This window comes from Streptomyces sp. JW3 (assembly GCF_052216785.1).
Lineage (GTDB): Bacteria > Actinomycetota > Actinomycetes > Streptomycetales > Streptomycetaceae > Streptomyces.
Genome location: NZ_JBQOUX010000029.1, coordinates 1 through 18,914, shown reverse-complemented (window position 1 = coordinate 18,914; position 18,914 = coordinate 1). Strand labels below are relative to the sequence as shown.

The following is an 18,914-nucleotide window of genomic DNA, read 5'->3' as shown; positions in this document are numbered from 1 at the left end:
TGCCGGGGCTGACCTCCCCGGGTACCGCCGGGTAGGGTGCGGATCCATGGGTGGCGAGAGCACGACAGGTACGGCCCCGCGCGGGGGCGCCACGACCACGGGCCAGGCGGGCAGCCGGACCGGGCAGCGACTGTCCTCACTGGCCGTCGCGCTGGGTCTGGTGCTGTTCCTCGGCGGGTTCGTCTGGGGCGCGGTGGTCTACCGGCCGTACACCGTGCCCACCGACTCGATGACCCCGACCATCGGCGTCGGCGACCGGATACTGGCGCAGCGCGTCGACGGCAGCGAGGTGCGCCGCGGTGACGTGGTCGTCTTCAAGGACGCGGCCTGGGCCAACGCCCCCATGGTCAAGCGGGTGGTCGCGGTCGGCGGCGACACCGTCTCCTGCTGCCAGGACGGCCGGCTCGAGGTCAACGGCAAGGAGATCGACGAGCCGTACCTGCCCGCCGGTACGGCCGCCGAGAGCAGCCACTTCGCCGGTGTCACCGTTCCTGAGGGACGCCTGTTCCTGCTCGGCGACGAACGCCGCACCTCGCTGGACTCCACCGCCCACCTGACCGACGCGGCCGGCGGCACCGTGGCCCGCTCCGCCGTGGACGCCCGGGTGGACGCCGTGGTCTGGCCGCTGGACGGCATGCTGCCCCGCCCGACCGGCTTCGCCGAACTCGGCGCCCTGTCCGAACCAGGGCCGCTGCGCCTCGTCCTGTGGGCGGTGACCGGCGGGGTGGTGCTGATCCTCGCCGGGGCCGGGTACGGACCGGTGGCCAAGTGGGCGGCCCGCTCCCGGGCCCGGACCGGGCCGGCCGATGCGAGCTGAGACGGGCCCGGTGGGAGAGGGCCCGGACCTGCCGGTGCCCGCTGCGGACACCTACACCGGAGGCCTGCGCAGGGTCGCCCGGGTCGTGCTCCTCGATCCCGAGGACCGGATCCTGCTGCTGCACGGCCACGAGCCGGACGATCCCGCCGACGACTGGTGGTTCACCCCGGGCGGCGGTGTCGAGGGCGACGAGACCCGCGAGCAGGCCGCCCGCCGGGAGCTCACCGAGGAGACCGGCATCACCGAGGTCGACCTCGGACCGGTGCTGTGGCGGCGCCGCTGCTCCTTCCCGTTCGCCGGCCGCCGCTGGGACCAGGACGAGTGGTACTACCTGGCCCGCACCACCCAGACCGCGACCGCCGCCACCGCCCTGACCGAGCTGGAGCGGCGCAGCGTGGCCGGAGCACGCTGGTGGACGTGCCGGGAACTGGCCCGGGCCCATGAGACGGTGTATCCGACCAGACTCGCCGAGCTGCTGCGCACGCTGCTCGACGAGGGTCCACCGGCCGGGCCGGTGACCCTTGACACCGAAATCGTCTAGCGGCTCACGGACCTGGCGCACAATGGTGGGATCGCACGGCTGAAGGGGAACATGCCATGAGCGCCGAGGACCTCGAGAAATACGAGACCGAGATGGAGCTGAAGCTCTATCGGGAGTATCGAGACGTCGTCGGTCTGTTCAAATACGTGATCGAGACCGAGCGGCGCTTCTATCTGACCAACGACTACGAGATGCAGGTGCACTCGGTCCAGGGTGAGGTGTTCTTCGAGGTGTCCATGGCGGATGCCTGGGTGTGGGACATGTACCGGCCGGCCCGCTTCGTGAAGCAGGTCCGGGTCCTCACGTTCAAGGACGTGAACATCGAGGAGCTGAACAAGAGCGACCTGGAGCTTCCCGGGGGCTAATTCACCCGCAAGGGTGACGGAGTTGTCCACAACCGGTGAGTAACCCACCATGATCAACATGGTCGGCCGGCCTGCGTGACCGTTGGCACCGGAGGTGGTGCCGACATGAACGCACGCAGTGCGATGGGCAGGTACGGCGAGACGCTCGCCGCCCGCAGGCTGGCCGAGGCCGGCATGGAGGTCGTGGAGCGCAACTGGCGCTGCGGCCGGACCGGAGAGATCGACATCGTGGCCCGGGACGGGGACGTCCTGGTCGTCTGCGAGGTGAAGACCCGCAGGGCCGGCTCCTTCGAGCACCCGATGGCCGCGGTGACCCCGGAGAAGTCGCAGCGACTGCGCGACCTCGCCCAGCGCTGGATCCAGTCCCACGGCGGGGCACCGCCCGGCGGCGTCCGCATCGACCTGGTGGGTGTGCTGCTGCCACGCCGCGGCGCACCCGTCGTCGAGCACGCGCGGGGGGTGGCGTGATGGCGTTCGCCCGTACCTGCTCGGTGGCCCTGGCCGGAGTCGAGGGCGTGGTGGTCGAGGTGCAGGCCGACCTGGAGCCTGGCGTCGCGGCCTTCACCCTGGTGGGGCTGCCCGACAAGAGCCTGACGGAGAGCCGGGACCGGGTCAGGGCCGCGGTGGTCAACTCCGGCGTCCAGTGGCCGCAGAAGAAACTCACCGTGGGGCTCAGCCCGGCCTCCGTGCCCAAGAGCGGCAGCGGCTTCGACATCGCGGTGGCGGCGGCCGTCCTCGGCGCCGCCGAGCGGATCGACCCCCGGGTGCTCGCCGACCTCGTCATGATCGGGGAGCTGGGTCTGGACGGCCGGGTCCGGCCGGTACGCGGCATCCTCCCGGCGGTGCTGGCCGCCGCGGACGCCGGGTACGAACAGGTGGTGGTGCCGGAGAGCGCCGCCGCCGAGGCGTCCCTGGTGCCCGGCATCTCGGTGCTCGGGGTGCGCAGCCTGCGCCAGCTGATCGCCGTGCTCGCCGACGAACCCGTACCGGACATGGAACCCGACCAGCAGGGCCGGCCCGATTCCCTGCTGTCCGGACTGCGGGCGCCGGGCGCCGGCGCGGTCACCGGGATGCACGGAGCCGGACCGTCCGACCAGGACCACGACCTCGCCGACGTGGTGGGCCAGCCGGCGGCGCGCACCGCCGTGGAGATCGCCGCGGCCGGCGGCCACCACCTGTTCCTGGAGGGCCCGCCCGGCGCCGGCAAGACGATGCTCGCCGAGCGGCTGCCCGCGATCCTGCCCCCGCTCACCCGCCAGGAGTCGCTGGAGGTGACGGCGGTGCACTCGGTGGCCGGACTGCTGCCCATGAACAGGCCGCTGATCGGCACCGCCCCCTACTGCGCACCGCACCACTCGGCGACCATGCAGTCCCTCGTCGGCGGCGGTGGCGGCATCGCCCGGCCCGGCGCGGTGTCGCTCTCGCACCGAGGCGTCCTCTTCCTGGACGAGACCCCGGAGTTCAGCGGCCAGGCCCTCGACGCCCTGCGCCAACCGCTGGAGAGCGGGCACGTGGTCATCGCGCGCAGCGCCGGAGTCGTGCGCTTCCCCGCCCGGTTCCTGATGGTGCTCGCCGCCAACCCCTGTCCCTGCGGGCGCTTCTCGCTCAAGGACCAGTTCTGCGAGTGCCCGTCTCCAGTGATCCGCCGCTACCAGGCCCGGCTGTCCGGACCGCTGCTGGACCGGGTCGACCTGCGGGTCGAGGTGGACCGCGTCACCCGCGCCGGGCTGGCCGCGTGCGGCACCCCGGGCGAGTCCACCGCCACGGTCGCCGACCGGGTGCGCGCGGCCAGGGAACGGGCCGCGGCCCGCCTCGCCGGCACCCCCTGGCGCACCAACAGCGAAGTCCCCGGACGCGAGCTGCGCCGCCGTTGGTACGCCGTGCCCGGCGCGCTGGACGAGGCGGAACACAGCCTGGACCGGGGCGCCCTCACCGCCCGCGGCCTCGACCGCGTGCTGCGGGTCGCCTGGACCGTGGCCGACCTGGTCGGACACGACCGGCCGGACGCCGGAGACGTGGCCCTGGCCCTGCATCTGCGCACCGGCGTGCCGCGCGGTACGCCCATGACGATCGGGGCGATGACGTGAGCGCGGCCGAGGAGCGGAACGGGGCGACCGGAGAAGAGCGGGGTGCGGAACTGCTCGACCGGGTCTTCCTCACCCGGGTCGTCGAACCCGGCGACGAGACCGGCGGGCGGTGGGTGCGCGAACACGGAGTCCGGGAGGTGGCCCGACGGCTGCGGACGGGCCGGCCGCTCCTGCCGGGCGTGACCGACCGGCGCTGGGCGGGACTGCGGGCCCGCGCCGAACAGGCCGACCCGCACCGCGACCTGGACACCGCCGGGGCGGCGGGGGTGCGGTTCGTCGCGCCGGGGCAGGCCGAGTGGCCGGGGCAGCTCGACGACCTCGGGGACGCCCGGCCGCTGGGACTGTGGGTGCGGGGCCGGCCCAGCCTGCGGATGTGGGCGCTGAAGTCCGTCGCCCTGGTCGGCGCCCGGGCCTGCACCGCGTACGGGGCGCACATGGCGGCCACCCTCGCCGCCGACCTCGCCGAGCGCGGCTGGGTGGTGGTGTCAGGCGGGGCCTACGGGGTGGACGGCGCCGCCCACCGGGGCGCCCTCGGGGCCGGCGGGGCCACCGTCGCCGTGCTGGCCTGCGGCGTCGACCGGCCCTACCCGCGCGGCCACGCCGAGCTGATCAGAAGGATCGCCGAACAGGGACTGGTGGCCGGCGAACTGCCGCCCGGCGAGCATCCGACACCGAGCCGATTCATCCTGCGCAACCGGGTGATCGCCGCGCTCACCCGGGGCACGGTCGTCGTCGAGGCCGCCCACCGCAGCGGCTCGCTCGTCACGGCCCGGGCGGCCGGGCGGCTGGGCCGGCACACCATAGGGGTGCCCGGGCCCGCCACCAGCGCCCTGTCCGCCGGCGTCCACGAACTGCTGCGCGGCGACGCCGTCCTCGTCACCGACGCCGCCGAGATCGTCGAGCTGGTCGGTGACATGGGCGAGCTGGCCCCGGACCGGCGCGGCCCGGTGCTCCCCACCGACCTGCTGGAGCCCGGCGCCCGGCAGGTACTGGCGGCGCTCCCGGCCCGCGGGACCGCGGCGCCCGCCGGGATCGCGCGCCGCGCCCAGACATCGCAGGACGACGCGATCGCGAGACTGTACGAGCTTCGAGCACTCGGTTACGTCGAACGACACGACGACGGCTGGAAGTTGACACGCCAGGCGATGATCTCCGCCCGAGCCGCTCGCGACCCGTGCTGACCGAGCGTGTTCGGCCGTCCGGGGGAACCCCTACGCCCTTGGGAATTCCCGTAGTTGAGGTATTCGAGTGATCACGCTGTGCGATCGCGATGTATCGGGAGAGCGTCAAGCGGAACGTATCTGCGCACCGTCGGGGGTCTTCTCTTCGCGCACCGCGACAGCTCAGTCACGCTACGCTCACGAAGACTTCCCTGTAGACCCCCACGCAGACAGGCGCCATCCAGACAGCGGACCGACAGTCCACAGACGGCACCAGAACACGGCAGAACGGCACAAGGCGACGAATGCCCCAGCACACCTCCGGGCCCGGACGGGCGGCGGTCCCCCCAGCCGCCCGCGACGGTGGCAGCGTGCGGCCGCCCGCCCCCTCGACGCTCGACGAGCTGTGGCGGTCGTACAAGACGACGGGGGACGAACGGCTGCGGGAACAGCTGATCCTGCACTACTCGCCCCTGGTGAAGTACGTGGCGGGCCGGGTGAGCGTGGGGCTGCCGCCCAACGTCGAGCAGGCGGACTTCGTGTCGTCCGGGGTGTTCGGGCTGATCGACGCGATCGAGAAGTTCGACCTGGGCCGGGAGATCAAGTTCGAGACGTACGCGATCACCCGGATCCGGGGCGCGATGATCGACGAGCTGCGGGCGCTGGACTGGATCCCGCGTTCGGTGCGGCAGAAGGCGCGGAGCGTGGAGCGGGCCTACGCCACCCTGGAGGCCCGGCTGCGGCGGACCCCCTCCGAGGGGGAGGTGGCCGACGAGATGGGGATCGCGGTCGAGGAACTGCACTCGGTCTTCAGCCAGTTGTCGCTGGCCAACGTGGTGGCGCTGGAGGAGCTGCTGCATGTCGGCGGGGAGGGCGGGGACCGGCTCAGCCTCATGGACACGCTGGAGGACACCGCCGCCGACAATCCGGTGGAGGTGGCCGAGGACCGGGAACTGCGCCGGTTCCTGGCACGGGCGATCAACACGCTCCCGGAGCGTGAGAAGACCGTCGTCACGCTCTACTACTACGAGGGACTCACCCTCGCCGAGATCGGCAATGTGCTGGGGGTCACCGAGAGCCGGGTCAGCCAGATCCACACCAAGTCGGTGCTGCAACTGCGCGCGAAACTGGCCGGATTCGGGCGTTGACCCGGCCGTCCCCGCCGCGACCGGCCGGGGCGCCGCTCGGCCGGACGGGGACGGCGTCTCCCGTCCGGGGCGGTGCGTCCGTAAAGTGGTTGACGTGCCAAGGATTCGAGCGGCCTCTGTGGCCGAGCACCGGTCGATGCAGCGTGCCGCCCTGCTGGACGCGGCACGCTCCCTGCTGTCCGAGGGCGGGACGGAGGCGCTGACCTTCCCCGCCCTCGCCGAGCGGACGGGCCTCGCGCGGTCCTCCGTGTACGAGTACTTCCGGTCGCGGGCCGCGGTCGTGGAGGAGCTGTGCGCGGTCGACTTCCCGGTCTGGGCGGCCGAGGTGGAGGCCGCGATGGCCGCCGCCGGGCGCCCGGACGCCAAGGTCGAGGCGTATGTGCGCAAGCAACTGGAACTGGTCGGTGACCGGCGCCACCGGGCCGTGGTCGCGATCTCGGCCAGCGAGCTGGACGCCGGGGCCCGGGAGAAGATCCGGGCGGCGCACGGCGGACTGGTCGCGATGATCGTCGAGGCGCTCGGCGAGATGGGGCACCGGGAGCCGCGGCTCGCGGCGATGCTGCTCCAGGGCGTGGTCGACGCGGCGGTGCGGCGGATCGAGCTGGGCGCGGCGGAGGATCCGACGGTGATCACGGACGCGGCGGTGTCGATGGTGCTGCGGGGTGTACGGGGCTGATGGGCTCCGGGCGGGCGGGGCGTACCGGGTGCGGCCTCGTGCGGGGCGTGCCGGGTGCGGCCTGGTGCCTCCGGTGCTGCCTCCTGCGCGGTGGTGACACCCGCATCGGCTTCCACCACCATGGTGACACCCGCATCGGCTTCCACCACCATGGGGCCATGAACCCGCCCGGCACCGCATGGATCACCGTCGCCGCGTACGAGAACCTGCCGGACCGCCCGACTCCGGCTCCGCTGGCGGCGGTCCGCGCTTGACTGCGTGAGCGCGGCATCGACTGGATGCCGTTCGGGCCGGGCACGACTGGTTCGGCGTACAGGTGCGGGCCGGTGCGCTGCGGAGCCTCGGGCTCCACCCCGACCAGCCCTCTTCCGCCGCCGTGGGACCGTCTCCGCCCGGCTGGTGGCACGCCGCCGCCGAACGCCGGGCCCGGCACCTGGGCCGCTCCTGACGAGTACCGGTGCGAGCCGGGGCGCGGGCAGGCGGTGGTACCCCCGTACGTGCGGCCCGGCGCAGGTCAGGGGAGTGGTACTCCCAGCACCGGCAGCAGTCGGGACGGGCCGCCGTTCAGCAGCCACGGGGGCAGCAGAGACAGTGGGTTCAGGTAGGTGTCGGCGCTGCGCAGGCCCCAGTGGAGGCAGCCGGCCGGGCAGTGGGCGCTTGGTGCCTCCACCGTGCCGACCGGGTCGCCGGCCGCCACCTCGTCGCCCTTGGCCACCGAGGCCCGTACCGGTTCGTAGGTCGTGCGCAGCGGCGGCGTGCCGGTGCCCGCCAGTTCCACCGAGACGACGCCCCGGCCCGCCACCCGCCCGGCGAACGTCACCCGGCCCGCCGCCACCGCCCGCACCGCGGCACCGGGCGCGGCCGCCAGGTCCACCCCGCGGTGGCCCGGCCCGTACGGCGTCGCCGGCGGCGCCCAGCCCCGCAGGACGGCGGGCCGCCCACCGGTCGGCCAGGTCCGGGCGACGGCCGGGACGGCCGCGGAGTCGGACGCCGTGGCCACCTCCTGTATCGACATCGACATCGACATCGACATCGGCATCGACATCGGAGAAACCGGCAGGGCCAGAAGCAGGGCCAGGAAAAGGACCGGCACCAGCCATCGCCGCCGCCACGCCCGCGCAGGCATCCATCGCGCCATCCATCGCGCCACCCATCGTCTCGCTCGCATGCGAGAACCGTCCCCGGAACGGCCGGTCCGCGCCGGGGCCTGTGGACTACTCGCCGGTTGTGGACAGCGGCGTCACCCGGTGCTCCCCGGGTCCCGTACACTTCTGGTGGCGACCCGGGTGACCGGGTCGACTTCGCACGCCCCGGCACGAGACAGCACCAAGCCTCGGGTCAGCGCCCCTCGGTCCTCAGTGGCACGGCGCACAGCGGGCGTCAGGCGCGGAAGCCGTCCGGCATCCGCGGCACAACCGAGAACTTCAAGGAGATACGGCCATGGCCGTCGTCACGATGCGGGAGCTGCTGGAAAGCGGCGTCCACTTCGGTCACCAGACCCGTCGCTGGAACCCGAAGATGAAGCGCTTCATCTTCACCGAGCGCAACGGCATCTACATCATCGACCTGCTCCAGTCGCTGTCGTACATCGACCGCGCCTACGAGTTCGTCAAGGAGACCGTCGCCCACGGCGGCACGGTCATGTTCGTCGGCACGAAGAAGCAGGCGCAGGAGGCCATCGCCGAGCAGGCCACCCGCGTCGGCATGCCCTACGTCAACCAGCGCTGGCTGGGCGGCATGCTCACCAACTTCTCGACCGTCTACAAGCGCCTGCAGCGCCTCAAGGAGCTCGAGCAGATCGACTTCGAGGACGTCGCCGCGTCCGGTCTGACCAAGAAGGAGCTTCTCGTGCTCTCGCGCGAGAAGGCCAAGCTGGAGAAGACCCTCGGCGGTATCCGCGAGATGTCCAAGGTGCCCAGCGCCGTCTGGATCGTGGACACCAAGAAGGAGCACATCGCGGTCGGTGAGGCCCGGAAGCTCAACATTCCGGTCGTCGCCATCCTCGACACCAACTGCGACCCCGACGAGGTCGACTACAAGATCCCCGGCAACGACGACGCGATCCGTTCCGTCACGCTGCTCACCCGGGTGATCGCCGACGCGGTCGCCGAGGGCCTCATCTCCCGCTCCGGTGTCGCCACCGAGGGCAAGGGCGACAAGGCCGCGGGCGAGCCGCTGGCCGCGTGGGAGCGCGACCTGCTCGAGGGCGAGAAGAAGGCCGAGGAGGCGCCCGCCGCCGACGCCGAGAAGCCGGCCGAGGCCGCTGCCGAGGCTCCGGCCGCGGAGGCGCCCGCCGCCGAGGACGCCCCGGCTGCCGAGGCCCCCGCCGCCGAGGCCACCGAGGCTCCGGCCACCGAGGCCCCCGCCGCGGACGCCGAGCAGGCCTGACCCCTCACCACCTTCGGGTTCTGAACGGCGGGGGCCCACGAAGCCCCCGCCGTTTCGGCCCGTAGATCTTCAGACTTCGAGAGAGATTCCTGAATCATGGCGAACTACACCGCCGCCGACGTCAAGAAGCTCCGTGAGCTCACGGGCGCCGGCATGATGGACTGCAAGAAGGCGCTGGACGAGGCCGAGGGCAGCGTCGACAAGGCCGTCGAGGCGCTCCGTATCAAGGGCCAGAAGGGCGTCGCCAAGCGCGAGGGCCGCTCCGCCGAGAACGGCGCGGTCGTCTCGATCATCGCCGACGACAACTCCTCCGGTGTCCTCGTCGAGCTGAAGTGCGAGACGGACTTCGTCGCCAAGGGTGACAAGTTCCAGGCCGTCGCCACCGCGATCGCCGAGCACGTCGCCAAGACCGCCCCGGCCGACCTGGAGGCGCTGCTCGCCTCCGAGATCGAGGCCGGCAAGACCGTCCAGGCGTACGTCGACGAGGCCAACGCCAACCTCGGCGAGAAGATCGTCCTGGACCGCTTCGCGCAGTTCACCGACGGCTACGTCACCGCCTACATGCACCGCACGATGCCCGACCTGCCGCCGCAGATCGGTGTCCTCGTCGAGCTGGACAAGCCCAACGCCGAGATCGCCAAGGGCGTCGCCCAGCACATCGCCGCGTTCGCGCCGAAGTACCTCTCCAAGGACGACGTGCCGGCCGAGGTCGTCGAGTCCGAGCGGCGCATCGCCGAGGAGACCACCCGCGCCGAGGGCAAGCCCGAGGCCGCCCTGCCGAAGATCGTCGAGGGTCGCCTCAACGGCTTCTTCAAGGACGCCACGCTGCTCGGCCAGCCGTACGCGCTGGACAACAAGAAGTCGGTCCAGAAGGTCCTGGACGAGGCCGGTGTCAGCCTGAAGCGCTTCTCGCGCATCAAGGTCGGCATCTGAGTCCGCACCGCGACGGACGCCCGGCCCCGGTAGGGTCGGCAGCAGTCGTCCGCGCACCCGCGTGTGGCGGACGACCGCAGATCTGACGAGGAGGCCATTGCCGCGCAGGGATGAACCCACCCCCCGGCAATGGCCTCCTTCGTATGTGTGACCCACGTAAAAGAGGCGAGATCTCCATGACCACCACCAAGGCCGAGAAGAGCGACGACGGCAAAGTGAGCGGCCGGTTTCTGCTGAAGCTGTCCGGAGAGGCGTTCTCCGGCGGCGGGGGCCTGGGCGTCGACCCCGACGTGGTGCACGCCATCGCGCGCGAGATCGCGGCCGTCGTCCGGGACGGCGCGCAGATCGCGATCGTCATCGGCGGCGGGAACTTCTTCCGCGGCGCCGAACTCCAGGTGCGCGGCATGGACCGGGCCCGCTCCGACTACATGGGCATGCTCGGCACCGTGATGAACTGCCTCGCCCTCCAGGACTTCCTGGAGAAGGAGGGCGTCGACTGCCGGGTGCAGACCGCCATCACCATGGGCCAGGTCGCCGAACCCTACATCCCGCTGCGCGCCGTGCGGCACCTGGAGAAGGGCCGCGTGGTCATCTTCGGCGCCGGCATGGGCATGCCGTACTTCTCCACCGACACCACCGCCGCCCAGCGCGCCCTGGAGATCGACGCCGAGGCGCTGCTCATGGGCAAGAACGGGGTGGACGGGGTGTACGACTCCGACCCGAAGACCAACCCGGACGCGGTCAAGTTCGACGCCCTCGGCTACGGCGAGGTCATCACCCGGGACCTGAAGGTCGCCGACGCCACGGCGGTCACCCTCTGCCGTGACAACAAGCTCCCGATCGTCGTCTTCGAACTCCTGAAGGCCGGCAATATCGCCCGAGCCGTCAAGGGTGAGAAGATCGGCACGCTCGTGGGCGACGGGGCCGACCGCAACTGACCCCCGGGCCGGGGGATGGACAATGTCCTGCCGGTCGGGAACCGTGCAGGAACAAGACGCGACGCAGCCGGCCGCCGCCCCTACGAGGAACCGCAGCCGGGCCTACTCAAGACACGCAGGAGCAAGTGGTGATCGAAGAGAGCCTCCTCGAAGCCGAGGAGAAGATGGAGAAGGCCGTCGTGGTCGCCAAGGAGGACTTCGCCGCGATCCGCACCGGACGTGCGCACCCGGCGATGTTCAACAAGATCGTGGCCGACTACTACGGCGCGCCGACGCCGATCAACCAGCTGGCCTCGTTCTCCGTGCCCGAGCCGCGGATGGCCGTGGTCACGCCGTTCGACAAGACCGCGCTGCGCAACATCGAGCAGGCGATCCGTGACTCCGACCTGGGCGTCAACCCGAGCAACGACGGCAACATCATTCGCGTGACGTTCCCGGAGCTGACCGAGGAGCGCCGCCGCGAGTACATCAAGGTGGCCCGGAGCAAGGGCGAGGACGCCAAGGTCTCGATCCGTTCGGTGCGCCGCAAGGCCAAGGACTCCATCGACAAGCTGGTCAAGGACGGCGAGGTCGGCGAGGACGAGGGCCGCCGCGCGGAGAAGGAGCTCGACGACACCACCGCGAAGTACGTCGCGCAGGTGGACGAGCTCCTCAAGCACAAGGAAGCGGAGCTGCTCGAGGTCTGATGAACGACTCTTCCTGGGGGGCGCCGCCACAAGCCGGGTACTGGGGGCCGTCCGAGCAGGGACCTGTCCAGGGGGCTGCCCCGGCGGGTCCCGCCTACGATGCGCCGTACGCGCAGCAGACTCGGCCCATGCCCATCGTGCCCGACGACGTACCCGGCTTCGGCGGAGACCAGGATGACGACCGGGGGGCCGCCGCTCGGCAGGGCGGTCCCTTGTTCCGCGACCCGACCGCGCCGACCGCGCCGCAGAATCCGGAGCCCATGCCCGCCGCCGCCCCGCAGCCGGCGCCCCCGCCGCAGAAGAAGAGCGCGGGGCGCGACCTGGGTGCGGCCATAGGGGTCGGGGTCGGGCTCGGCGCGGTGATCGTCGCGTCGCTGTTCTTCGTCAAGGCCGTCTTCGTGGGCGTCGTCGTGGTCGCCGTGGTGGTCGGGCTGTGGGAGCTGACCAAGCGGCTGGACGAGCGCAAGGGCATCCACGCGCCGCTGGTGCCGCTCGCGGTCGGCGGCGCGGCGATGGTGATCGCCGGGTATGTGAAGGGCGCCGACGGCGCGTGGGTCGCCATGGCGCTCACCGCGCTCGCCGTCCTGGTCTGGCGGATGACGCGGCCGCCGCAGGACTATCTGCGGGACGTCACGGCGGGCGTCTTCGCGGCGTTCTACGTGCCGTTCCTGGCCACGTTCGTCGCCATGATGCTGGCGGCCGACGACGGTCCGTGGCGGGTGCTGGTCTTCCTGATACTGACGGTCGTCAGCGACACCGGCGCCTACGCGGTCGGCTGGCGCTTCGGCAAGACCAAGCTGGCGCCGCGCATCAGCCCCGGCAAGACCCGCGAGGGTCTGGTCGGCGCGGTGACCTTCGCGATGGCGGCGGGCGCGCTGTGCACGCACTTCCTGATCGACGGCGGCACCTGGTGGCAGGGCCTGCTGCTGGGCCTGGCCGTCGCGGTCAGCGCCACACTGGGCGACCTCGGCGAGTCGATGATCAAGCGCGATCTCGGCATCAAGGACATGGGCACGCTGCTGCCGGGGCACGGCGGAATCATGGACCGGCTGGACTCGCTGTTGCCCACGGCGCCGGTGGCCTGGCTGCTGTTGGTGATCTTCGTCGGATCGGGCTGACCTGCGGTTTGTGCGTTGAGGGGCCCGTTGTCCACAGGGTGGCGGGCTCCTCTTCGTATGTCTGCGACACTGGATGAGCTATGCCTGCACCCGGAGAACTCACATTCGTCGCCCCGCGCGGAGCCAAGAAGCCGCCGCGGCATCTCGCCGACCTCACGCCCGCCGAGCGCAAGGAGGCGGTCGCCGCGGCCGGTGAGAAGGCGTTTCGCGCCAAGCAGCTCTCGCAGCACTACTTCGCGCGGTACGCGCACGAGCCGGAGCAGTGGACCGACATCCCGGCCGGTTCGCGGGAGAAGCTGCGCGAGGCGCTGCTGCCCGAGCTGATGACCGTCGTACGGCATCTGTCGACGGACGAGGGGACCACCCGCAAGACGCTGTGGCGGCTGTTCGACGGCACGCTCGTCGAGTCGGTGCTCATGCGCTACCCGGACCGGGTGACCATGTGCATCAGTTCGCAGGCGGGCTGCGGCATGAACTGCCCGTTCTGCGCCACCGGGCAGGCCGGGCTGGACCGGAACCTGTCGACCGCCGAGATCGTGCACCAGATCGTGGACGGTATGCGGGCGCTCAGGGACGGGGAGGTCCCTGGGGGCACCTCCCAGGCCGGAGGCTCTGGGGGAGGGCCGGCGCGGCTGAGCAACATCGTCTTCATGGGGATGGGCGAGCCGCTCGCCAACTACAACCGGGTGGTGGGCGCCATCCGGCGGCTGACCGACCCCGAGCCGGACGGCGTGGGGCTGTCGCAGCGCGGCATCACCGTGTCGACGGTCGGTCTCGTGCCGGCCATCCACCGCTTCTCCGACGAGGGTTTCAAGTGCCGGCTCGCGATCTCGCTGCACGCCCCCGACGACGAGCTGCGCGACACCCTCGTGCCGGTCAACACCCGGTGGAAGGTGCGCGAGGTGCTGGACGCAGGGTTCGCGTACTCCGCGCGGTCGGGGCGCCGGCTGTCCATCGAGTACGCGCTGATCCGGGACATCAACGACCAGGCCTGGCGCGGTGACCGGCTCGGCCGGCTGCTCAAGGGTAAGCCGGTGCACGTCAACCTCATCCCGCTGAACCCGACGCCGGGCTCCAAGTGGACCGCCTCGCGGCCCGAGGACGAGAAGGCGTTCGTCGAGGCCATCGCGGCGCACGGGGTGCCGGTGACCGTCCGGGACACGCGCGGGCAGGAGATCGACGGGGCGTGTGGCCAGCTCGCCGCCAGCGAGCGGTAACCTGACCGACGTAAGAACACATCTTCATATTCCGACAGGGGAGCGCCACAGCGCTGAGAGTGCGGCACCGGCCGCAGACCCTCCGAACCTGGCCCAGGTCATTCTGGGTAGGGAGATCGGTCATCACTCGAGCTGTTGCGCCCTGCCCGGGACCCGCGAGGGACCCGGGCAGGGCCGCGTCTTCTCCTGGACGTCCCAGGAGGAATCAGTGAGCATCACCGGCATCACCGGCATCACCAAGAAGAGCGTGGCCGCGGCGGCCGTCGGGCTGGGGCTGGTCGCGCTGTCCGCGTGCGGGTCGTCGTCCGAGGAGGCGGCGGGCGGGGACAGCAAGACCGTCACGCTCGTCAGCCATGACTCGTGGGCCGCGTCGAAGAGTGTCATCGCCGCCTTCGAGAAGGAGTCCGGGTACCAGGTCAAGGTCCTGGAGGACGGCGACGCCGGGCAGGCCGTCAACAAGGCGATCCTGACCAAGGACAACCCGCAGGGCGACGTCTTCTTCGGCGTCGACAACACGCTGCTCTCCCGCGCCCTCGACAACGGGCTGTTCCAGCCGTACGAGGCGAAGGGCCTGGACCGGGTCGACGAGCAGTACCAGCTGGACGCCGGCCAGCACCGGGTCACGCCGGTCGACTACGGCGACATCTGCGTCAACTACGACAAGGCGTACTTCAGCGAGCACAAGATCGACCCGCCGGCCTCCTTCGCCGACCTGGTCAAGCCCGCGTACAAGAACCTGCTGGTGACGGAGAACGCCGGTACGTCCTCGCCGGGGCTCGGGTTCCTGCTCGGGACCGCCGCCGCGTACGGGGACGGGGGCTGGCAGGCGTACTGGAAGAAGCTCCGGGCCAACGGCGTCAAGGTGGTCGACGGCTGGGAGCAGGCGTACAACGAGGAGTTCTCCGGGTCGGCCGGCGGGAAGAAGGCCGGCGGGGACCGGCCGCTGGTCGTGTCCTACGCGTCCTCGCCGCCGGTCGAGGTCGTCTACGCCGACCCGCAGCCGAAGACCGCGCCCACGGGGGTCGCGACCGGCACCTGCTTCCGGCAGACCGAGTTCGCCGGGCTGCTGAGCAACGCGCAGAACCCGGCGGGCGGCAAGGCGTTCCTCGACTTCCTGATCAGCAAGAAGTTCCAGGAGGACATGCCGCTCAACATGTACGTCAACCCGGTCGTCGACGACGCCGAGCTGCCTGCCGTGTACGCGGACAACACGCCCACCGTGGAGAACCCCGAGACGATGGCGCCGGCGAAGATCGCGGCCGGCCGGGACGACTGGGTCAAGTCGTGGACCTCGCTCGTACTGAAGTGACGGGCGCGCGCCGGGGGAGCGTCGCGCGGCTCGGGCTGATGGCCGTGCCGGTGGCGTTCTTCGCCGTCTTCTTCGCCTGGCCGGTGGCCGCGATCGTGGCGCGCGGGCTGAAGGACGACAGCGGCTGGCACCTCGGCCGGATCGCCGACGTGGCCGGCTCCGCCGACGTCCGGCACGTGCTGTGGTTCACCACCTGGCAGGCGCTGGCCTCCACCGCGCTCACCCTGCTGATCGCGCTGCCCGGCGCGTACGTCTTCGCCCGGCTGGACTTCCCCGGCAAGCAGGCGCTGCGGGCCGTGGTCACGGTGCCGTTCGTGCTGCCGACCGTCGTGGTCGGTACGGCGTTCCTGGCGCTGGTCGGGCGCGGCGGGCTGCTCGACGACCTGTGGGGCCTGCGGCTGGACACCACCGTGTGGGCGATCCTGCTCGCGCACGTCTTCTTCAACTACGCCGTCGTGATCCGCACCGCCGGCGGCCTGTGGGCGCAGCTCGACCCCCGGCAGGAGGAGGCGGCGCGGATGCTCGGGGCGTCGCCGTTCGCCGCCTGGCGGCGGATCACGCTGCCGGCGCTGGCGCCCGCCGTGGCCGCCGCCGCGCTGATGGTGTTCCTGTTCACCTTCACCTCCTTCGGCGTCGTACAGATCCTCGGCGGACCCGCCTTCGCCACCCTGGAGGTGGAGATCTACCGGCAGACCTCGCAGTTGTTCGACCTGTCCACGGCGGCCGTGCTGACCCTGGTCCAGTTCGGCGCGGTCGCCGCGATCCTCGCCGTGCACGCCTGGACGGTACGGCGGCGGGAGACCGCGCTGCGGCTGGTGGACGCCTCGACGACCGCGCGCCGGCCGCGCGGGGCCGGGCAGTGGGGGCTGCTGGCCGGGGTGCTGGCCACCGTCGCCGTACTGGTCGTGCTGCCGCTGGCGGTGCTGGTGCGGCGGTCGCTGGACGGCGGGTTCGGCTACTACCGGGCGCTCACCCACGAGGACGGCGGCACCTTCCTCGTCCCGCCGATCGACGCGATCGGCAACTCACTCCAGTACGCCGTCGCCGCCACCGCGATCGCCATGGTGATCGGCGGGCTCGCGGCCGCCGCGCTGACCCGGCGGGACGCGGGCCGGCTGGTGCGCGGCTTCGACGCGCTGCTGATGCTGCCGCTCGGGGTGTCGGCGGTGACGGTCGGGTTCGGGTTCCTGATCGCGCTGGACGAGCCGCCGCTGGATCTGCGGTCGTCCTGGATTCTCGTACCGCTCGCGCAGGCGCTGGTCGGGGTGCCGTTCGTGGTGCGGACCATGCTGCCGGTGCTGCGCGCGGTGGACGGGCGGCTGCGGGAGGCGGCGGCCGTGCTCGGGGCGTCGCCCTGGCGGGTGTGGCGGGAGGTGGACCTGCCGATGGTGCGGCGGGCGCTGCTGGTGGCGGCCGGGTTCGCGTTCGCGGTGTCGCTCGGGGAGTTCGGGGCGACGGTGTTCATCGCGCGGCCCGACAACCCGACGCTGCCGGTGGCGGTGGCCCGGCTGCTGGGCCGCCCCGGCGACCTGAACTACGGCCAGGCGATGGCCCTTTCGACGATTCTGATGCTGGTGTGCGCGGTGGCCCTGCTGGTGCTGGAGCGGCTGCGGACCGACCGGAGCGGGGAGCTGTGAGCATGCTGAGCCTGCGCGAGGTGACCGTCCGCTTCGGCGGGCGGGCCGTGCTGGACGCCGTCGATCTCGACGTCGCCGAGCACGAGGTGGTGTGTGTGCTCGGGCCCAGCGGCAGCGGCAAGTCGACGCTGCTGCGGGTGGTCGCCGGGCTCCAGGTGCCGGCCGCCGGGCGGGTGCTGCTCGACGGACGGGAGCGGACCGGCGTACCCGCGCACCGGCGCGAGGTCGGCCTGATGTTCCAGGACCACCAGCTGTTCCCGCAGCGGGACGTGGCCGGAAACGTCGCCTTCGGACCCCGGATGCGGGGTGCCACGCGCGCCGAACAGCGGGAACGGGTCGCGGAGTTGCTGGCGCTGGTCGGGCTGCCGGGCGCCGGGCGGCGGTCGGTGGCCGCGCTGTCCGGCGGCGAGCAGCAGCGCGTCGCGCTGGCCCGGGCGCTGGCGGCCCGGCCCCGGCTGCTGATGCTGGACGAGCCGCTCGGCCAGCTCGACCGCTCACTGCGGGAGCGGCTTGTGGTGGAACTGCGGGAGCTGTTCGGCCGGTTGGGGACGACCGTGCTGGCGGTCACGCACGACCAGGGCGAGGCGTTCGCGCTGGCCGACCGGGTGGTGGTGATGCGGGACGGGCGGATCGCCCAGCAGGGCACGCCCCTTGAGGTGTGGCAGCGGCCCGCCGACGCGTTCGTCGCCCGGTTCCTCGGCTTCGACAACGTGGCCCCGGCGACCGTCGCCGGGGCGGTCGCCGACACCCCCTGGGGCAAGGTGCCGGTGCCCGAGGGCAGCGCGCAGGGCGCCCGGCCGGTACTGGTCCGCCCGGCCGGTGTCCGGCTGGTCGCCGCCGACGCGGGACTGCCCTGCACGGTCACCGCCCGCACCTTCAGGGGCACCCATGTCGCCGTGCGCCTCCAGCCGGCGGGGGACGCGGAGCTGCCCCGGCTGGAGGCGGCCTGTGCGCTGCGGGCCGCGCCGGAGGTGGGTGAGCGGGTCGGGGTCGAGTTCGACGCGGCGGAAATCGTCGTGCTCGGGTGATCGTCCGCTCATAAGGTGCGGGCATGACGCTGCTCGCACATGACCGGTACTGCGACGAGATCACCCACCAGGCGGGGCAGTTGCGGGAGCTGCTGACCGCCGGCGCCGACCTGGGCGCCACCGTGCCGACCTGCCCCGAATGGACCCTGGAGGACCTGGTGCGGCATGTCGGCCGCGCCCTGCGCTGGACCGGGCACCTGGTGCGCACCCGGGCCTCGGCCGAGGTCCCCATGGACCAGGTGGCCGGCGTGGCGGGGCCCGCCGGGCGGGGGGACGCCGCCGCGCTGGACGAGTGGTTCGCCGAGGCCGCCTCGCTCGTCGTCGGTGCGCTGCGGGCGGCCGGACCGGACGGGTACGCCTGGTCCTGGATGGGCCGGAACGACGCCGGGTTCTGGGCCCGCCGGATGTGCCACGAACTGGTCGTGCACGGCGCGGACGGGGCGCTCGCGGCGGGCCGGGCCCCGTGTCCGGTCGCGGCCGAGGTGGCCGCCGACGCGCTCGACGAGTGGTTGGAGATCGTCCAGTTCGTGCAGCGCGCGCTGCCCGACGGGTCGGCCAAGGACCTGCGGGCACCCGGGCGGAGCATCCATCTGCACGCCACCGACACCGACCCGGGGCTGAACGCCGAGTGGCTGATCGAGCTGCCCGAGGAGGGCGTCAGCTGGCGCCGCGGTCACGAGAGGGCGACGGTGGCGCTGCGCGGGCCGCTCACCTCCGTGCTGCTCGCCTTCTACCGGCGGCTGCCGCCCAACGCGCCGGAGCTCCAGGTGATCGGCGACCCCGAGGTGCTGCGCTTGTGGCTGGACGCGGCGAAGTTCGGCTGACATGACGGTGGCCCGTCCCCCGCACCAGGTGCGGGGGACGGG

General features: G+C 72.2%; 19 protein-coding genes and 1 riboswitch. Of the genes, 18 read left to right on the top strand and 1 reads right to left on the bottom strand.

Annotated features, from left to right (window positions below; genetic code table 11):
- Nucleotides 1-46: 46 nt before the first annotated feature.
- The 8 genes from lepB to ACTT8P_RS14545 all read left to right on the top strand — a co-directional run bounded on the left by lepB (nt 47) and on the right by ACTT8P_RS14545 (nt 6,794).
- Complete coding sequence (gene lepB / locus ACTT8P_RS14580) at nt 47-817, top strand: signal peptidase I (RefSeq protein ID WP_442832049.1); 771 nt, start codon at nt 47-49, stop codon at nt 815-817.
- The gene (locus ACTT8P_RS14575) at nt 807-1,358 is read left to right on the top strand and encodes an NUDIX hydrolase (protein ID WP_442832048.1); all 552 of its coding nucleotides are present in this window, start codon (nt 807-809) and stop codon (nt 1,356-1,358) included. The genes lepB and ACTT8P_RS14575 overlap by 11 nt, the downstream gene beginning before the upstream one ends.
- A gap of 56 nt (nt 1,359-1,414) precedes the next feature.
- Entirely contained in the window at nt 1,415-1,723 is a 309-nt protein-coding gene (locus ACTT8P_RS14570) for a DUF2469 domain-containing protein (protein ID WP_003965949.1), read from the top strand.
- A gap of 105 nt (nt 1,724-1,828) precedes the next feature.
- Entirely contained in the window at nt 1,829-2,191 is a 363-nt protein-coding gene (locus ACTT8P_RS14565; protein WP_442832047.1) for a YraN family protein, read from the top strand.
- Nucleotides 2,191-3,810 (top strand): YifB family Mg chelatase-like AAA ATPase, encoded by a 1,620-nt coding sequence (locus ACTT8P_RS14560; protein ID WP_442832046.1) that lies wholly within the window; start codon nt 2,191-2,193, stop codon nt 3,808-3,810. Before ACTT8P_RS14565 ends, ACTT8P_RS14560 begins: the two co-directional genes overlap by 1 nt.
- A complete protein-coding gene (gene dprA, locus ACTT8P_RS14555; protein ID WP_442832045.1) occupies nt 3,807-4,991 on the top strand; it encodes a DNA-processing protein DprA in 1,185 nt (394 codons plus the stop codon). Before ACTT8P_RS14560 ends, dprA begins: the two co-directional genes overlap by 4 nt.
- Nucleotides 4,992-5,275: 284 nt before the next feature.
- Nucleotides 5,276-6,118: an RNA polymerase sigma factor WhiG gene (whiG, locus tag ACTT8P_RS14550; protein WP_442832044.1), complete on the top strand. Its 843-nt coding sequence runs from the start codon at nt 5,276-5,278 to the stop codon at nt 6,116-6,118.
- A 118-nt stretch (nt 6,119-6,236) separates the two neighbouring features.
- A complete protein-coding gene (locus ACTT8P_RS14545) occupies nt 6,237-6,794 on the top strand; it encodes a TetR/AcrR family transcriptional regulator (protein WP_442832096.1) in 558 nt (185 codons plus the stop codon).
- A 514-nt stretch (nt 6,795-7,308) separates the two neighbouring features.
- On the opposite strand, the gene ACTT8P_RS14540 is transcribed toward ACTT8P_RS14545, so the two are convergent.
- Nucleotides 7,309-7,827, bottom strand: coding sequence for a peptidoglycan DD-metalloendopeptidase family protein (locus ACTT8P_RS14540; RefSeq protein WP_442832095.1), 519 nt, complete (start codon nt 7,825-7,827; stop codon nt 7,309-7,311).
- 407 nt (nt 7,828-8,234) lie between these two features.
- Here ACTT8P_RS14540 and rpsB point away from each other — a divergent pair, with 407 nt between their 5' ends.
- From rpsB to ACTT8P_RS14490, 10 genes are all read left to right on the top strand, one after another.
- Entirely contained in the window at nt 8,235-9,182 is a 948-nt protein-coding gene (gene rpsB / locus ACTT8P_RS14535; protein ID WP_442832043.1) for a 30S ribosomal protein S2, read from the top strand.
- A 96-nt stretch (nt 9,183-9,278) separates the two neighbouring features.
- Entirely contained in the window at nt 9,279-10,115 is an 837-nt protein-coding gene (gene tsf / locus ACTT8P_RS14530) for a translation elongation factor Ts (protein WP_442832042.1), read from the top strand.
- A 176-nt stretch (nt 10,116-10,291) separates the two neighbouring features.
- Nucleotides 10,292-11,053, top strand: a complete 762-nt coding sequence (gene pyrH / locus ACTT8P_RS14525) for a UMP kinase (RefSeq protein WP_442832041.1) — start codon at nt 10,292-10,294, stop codon at nt 11,051-11,053.
- A gap of 128 nt (nt 11,054-11,181) precedes the next feature.
- Nucleotides 11,182-11,739: a ribosome recycling factor gene (gene frr, locus ACTT8P_RS14520; RefSeq protein WP_442832040.1), complete on the top strand. Its 558-nt coding sequence runs from the start codon at nt 11,182-11,184 to the stop codon at nt 11,737-11,739.
- Nucleotides 11,739-12,857: a phosphatidate cytidylyltransferase gene (locus ACTT8P_RS14515; protein WP_442832039.1), complete on the top strand. Its 1,119-nt coding sequence runs from the start codon at nt 11,739-11,741 to the stop codon at nt 12,855-12,857. Before frr ends, ACTT8P_RS14515 begins: the two co-directional genes overlap by 1 nt.
- A gap of 80 nt (nt 12,858-12,937) precedes the next feature.
- Nucleotides 12,938-14,074 carry a 23S rRNA (adenine(2503)-C(2))-methyltransferase RlmN gene (gene rlmN, locus ACTT8P_RS14510; protein ID WP_442832038.1) on the top strand — a complete coding sequence of 379 codons (1,137 nt, stop codon included), beginning with the start codon at nt 12,938-12,940 and terminating at the stop codon, nt 14,072-14,074.
- A gap of 26 nt (nt 14,075-14,100) precedes the next feature.
- Nucleotides 14,101-14,206: riboswitch (TPP riboswitch) on the top strand.
- Nucleotides 14,207-14,282: 76 nt separating this feature from the next.
- On the top strand, nt 14,283-15,383 hold the full coding sequence (locus ACTT8P_RS14505; protein ID WP_442832037.1) for a thiamine ABC transporter substrate-binding protein: 1,101 nt from the start codon (nt 14,283-14,285) through the stop codon (nt 15,381-15,383).
- A gap of 38 nt (nt 15,384-15,421) precedes the next feature.
- Nucleotides 15,422-17,020 carry an ABC transporter permease gene (locus ACTT8P_RS14500; RefSeq protein ID WP_442832094.1) on the top strand — a complete coding sequence of 533 codons (1,599 nt, stop codon included), beginning with the start codon at nt 15,422-15,424 and terminating at the stop codon, nt 17,018-17,020.
- Nucleotides 17,021-17,022: 2 nt separating this feature from the next.
- Complete coding sequence (locus ACTT8P_RS14495; protein WP_442832093.1) at nt 17,023-18,048, top strand: ABC transporter ATP-binding protein; 1,026 nt, start codon at nt 17,023-17,025, stop codon at nt 18,046-18,048.
- 23 nt (nt 18,049-18,071) lie between these two features.
- Nucleotides 18,072-18,872 (top strand): maleylpyruvate isomerase family mycothiol-dependent enzyme, encoded by an 801-nt coding sequence (locus tag ACTT8P_RS14490; RefSeq protein ID WP_442832036.1) that lies wholly within the window; start codon nt 18,072-18,074, stop codon nt 18,870-18,872.
- The last annotated feature ends 42 nt before the right edge of the window (nt 18,873-18,914 follow it).